4 protein-coding genes are annotated in these 3,328 nt (G+C 56.8%); 3 read left to right on the top strand and 1 reads right to left on the bottom strand.

Annotated elements, in window-relative coordinates:
• On the bottom strand, positions 1–480 hold a 480-nt coding region (locus tag O6929_08260; GenBank protein MCZ6480379.1), incomplete at its 3' end, for an FAD-binding oxidoreductase.
• Between the two features lie 691 nt (positions 481–1,171).
• Between O6929_08260 and O6929_08255 the strand changes: the two genes are divergently transcribed.
• The 3 genes from O6929_08255 to O6929_08245 all read left to right on the top strand — a co-directional run bounded on the left by O6929_08255 (position 1,172) and on the right by O6929_08245 (position 3,218).
• Positions 1,172–2,110: a hypothetical protein gene (locus O6929_08255; protein ID MCZ6480378.1), complete on the top strand. Its 939-nt coding sequence runs from the start codon at positions 1,172–1,174 to the stop codon at positions 2,108–2,110.
• 272 nt (positions 2,111–2,382) lie between these two features.
• Positions 2,383–2,877: a pentapeptide repeat-containing protein gene (locus O6929_08250; GenBank protein ID MCZ6480377.1), complete on the top strand. Its 495-nt coding sequence runs from the start codon at positions 2,383–2,385 to the stop codon at positions 2,875–2,877.
• A gap of 140 nt (positions 2,878–3,017) precedes the next feature.
• Complete coding sequence (locus tag O6929_08245) at positions 3,018–3,218, top strand: hypothetical protein (GenBank protein ID MCZ6480376.1); 201 nt, start codon at positions 3,018–3,020, stop codon at positions 3,216–3,218.
• The last annotated feature ends 110 nt before the right edge of the window (positions 3,219–3,328 follow it).

The raw sequence follows: 3,328 nt of genomic DNA, 5'->3' as shown, positions 1-3,328 counted from the left end.
GTAATCCCTGGTCGTCCCGTACTTGACCGAATGCGCACCTTTAGAGTTAGTGGCCAGCATCCCCCCAAGAGCACACACATCGGCGCTCGAGGGGTCGGGGGGGAAATACTTGTTGTGCTGCTTGAGCGCCTTGGTGAGAGTTGTCAGCGTGCAGCCCGGCTCGACCCGAACCCAGCCTTTGTCCGGATCGATCTCCATAATCCGGTGCATGTACCGGGTAAAATCCAAGACAACACCTGTGCCCAGCTCCTGACCGCACCGGCTAGAGCCGCCCCCCCGCGGGATTACGGGAATGCCCCGATCGGCAGCGTAGCGCACGACCGCGATCGCGTCCTCCCGACTCTTTGGAAAGACCACGCCGAGCGGCTTGACCCGGTACATGCAGGCCCCGGTGCTGTAGAGAACCCGGGTCACCTCGTCGAACCGCGCATCTCCCTGAATGAGAGCCTGCAGATCGGTAGCGATGGAGTGGATACTCACAATTGGCTCCTAGGAGGGATAGGTATACGGGATACAGTACACAAATATCTCGCCAATTTAAAACCCAATATACTCATCTGGTGGGAGCCGGCTTTCGAGAACTGTCGGTTACCCGGCGCTAAACCTGCACAATTGTCGTAAAGCGCCAGGGCATTTTGCCATACCCAAATGCCCTGAAGACCTCTAAACGCTGTATAAGTCTTTAAAAATCAACAAGTTAAGATAAAATCGGTTTTGGCACACATTTTGCTTTTTCTTCGGGATAAGGAAGGCGAGTTCCCATAGCCTCTCTCCTTTCCTTTGGGCCTCCGGGGGCGGGCCTCTGACCCATTAGGGGAGCCCCCATTAAATTCCCTCCTTTTCCCAATTTCCTAAATCACACCCCACAGAAGAAACTCTAGCAACTCCCTTCTTGGAATAGAAGCCATTTCCACGCCTTTTCATCGATAATCACCCATCCGAGACCGCCGGAGCACCCCAAGTCTCCGCGGCGCTGGCTTGACTTGGGGCAAACACCCTTAGTATCATGACGTGCATCCTAGAAACTCATGATCCCCATCATATCAGCATTTCGGCGACCCCTCGTGTTGTCGCGTGGATGGTCGATGGCGGGGCGGTAAGCTCCTCGAGGTAATATCCAATTGGAACCGGGGTAGGCATAGTTCACAGGCCACCTCAGGCACAATTGTTGGTGTATCAGCAATTCCAGACGCCTTCACGGGCGGAGCCTAGCCCGGAGGGCGTTTTTATTTTCGGGTGCAAGCTCCAGCCCCACCTCCGTGGCAAGCTCAAGGTTGGCCTCTTCTCTCTGGCTGTCCTTATAGCTGGCTGCAGCACCACAGGCCGGATGCATACGAGCCGGCTCGCCCCCACTACCCTGACAACAGAAGACGCGATCACCGTCATCGCCTACGAGACAGAGAGTCTATCCCAGATATCTGAGACAGCGGATGTCCCGGCGGAGTACTCAGCCGACATGGCAGAAGAAGTGCTCGAGTGCATCGAAGAAATACTTGAGGAACACTATCCCACCGTGCGAATCGTCCCGCCAGACAAGTTTCTAGAGGTCGCGTTTCCTGATCTGACCGAAGAAGATAGTCTGCCCGTCATTCTGTCGTGGGAGCACATGGCGCGTGACCCCGGATTTCAAGCGCGGATCGCTCCCCTGGGGCTCCGCTATTTAATCACCGTGTTCGTCGAAGAGGGGAAGGGTAACACGGTCTTTGCTGGACCGGACCCAGGGACCTACCCCCCACCGCCAATATTCATCGCAGGGTGGGATACCTGGACCTCGATGCACGCCAACGTCGTGGACTTGATGCACGCTCGGGACGCGGGAGAAGTACGGGCAGGGGCGAACGGAAGGTCGGCAGCCGGCATTATCTGCATCATTCCCTTCTATATTCCCTCGTTCCCGGAATGGCGTGCTTGCGACGAGCTGGCCGAGGGGGTGGTCCAATTACTTGCAGGCGAGAGCCCACAGGACGAAATAGGGATTAGACCTGGTATGGCTCAGGAAGAAACAGTCCTAATCGACGACGAGACAATCCCAGTTGAGGAGGATACAGCCGCAATCGAAGAGTCGGCGATCCCAGACCGTGAAGTGAACCAATCCAATACGTGGCCTTAACGAACCCCGTTCACTCAGACGCCTGCCGGAGCACGGCCTGCGAGGGCGTTTTATTTTTTCCAGGTTGTACGACCAAGGAGTGATCTATTACCAAGTGCGAAATTATCGTGAGATTCCCTATGGTGGCGGCGGAGGGACTCCTGACCAACGAGGAGGTGCTGGAGGAGATCAAGGTGGTGCGGAGGGAGATGGAAGGGAAACGGGGGAGATAGGCTGCCGCATGGGATTCATTCATAAGAGGTCCAAGCAGCGGAACGGGAGAAATGGGTGAAATGGACGAAAAAGTTGACGAGTCTCAAGGTCAGGCATCCGAGCGCTCTCCTCTTCGAGAGATTCCCGAAGAGGAATTGCAAAAGATTCTTGAGGCACATCGGAAGTGGGTGGAGTCGGAGGGGAAAGAAGGGAAAAAGGCTGACCTGGCCAGGGCCAACCTCCGGCAGGCCTACCTGTTCGAGGCCAACCTCGAGGGCGCCAGCCTCAACGAGGCCAACCTCGAGAACGCCTTCCTCCTCGACGCCAACCTCGAGGGCGCCAACCTAGCCGAGGCCAATCTCGAGGGCGCCGACCTGCTCAGCGCCCAGTTGAAGGGAGTCAATCTGCAAAGTGCCACAAACCTCACCGCCTCTGATGTCAAGCGCGCCGAGAACTGGGAGCTGGCGTTTTACAGCGATGACTTTCTCAAACAGTTAGACCTCCCACCCAACCACAACGAGAGGGTCAAAAAGAGGCTGGCCGAGGAAAAGAAGGCGACCGGCGCTAAGCCGTGACCTGGAAGCTAGAGAGAAAAGGGACGGCTAAGGAGGAAGCGATGAACGAGCTAACGATGGAAACTCTGGCACGACGGCTGGAGCGGGAGAACCAGCGATTCAAGAGAGCGGGAAAGGTCAAGGTCAGGGAGGGATGAGCGATGGGTGAGATGGGTAGCGAGGAGCGGCGACTCCTCGACGAGGCCGTCGAGATCTATGAAGAGCACGGGTTGGCCGGCATTCACCGTTGGGGTCAGGAGCAGGGACTCCCGTTACGTTTGTGTGCCCTCTGTGAGATCGAGACCGCGTTCGTCGGTGACACCTGCGCGGTCTGCTGGAGCAAGGGTAGTGGTGACGGATGACGGAGCGTCTTTGGCTTACTTGTTCGAGCGGATAAGAGGTCATTTAAGCAGAGCTGATCCGCGATGAAGCTCATCACCCTCAAGGAAGCTGCCGACCGTCTCGGGTTCTC

The organism is Candidatus Methylomirabilota bacterium, assembly GCA_027293415.1.
In the GTDB taxonomy this organism is placed as follows: domain Bacteria; phylum Methylomirabilota; class Methylomirabilia; order Methylomirabilales; family CSP1-5; genus CSP1-5.
This window is presented reverse-complemented; position numbering and strand designations above follow the sequence as displayed.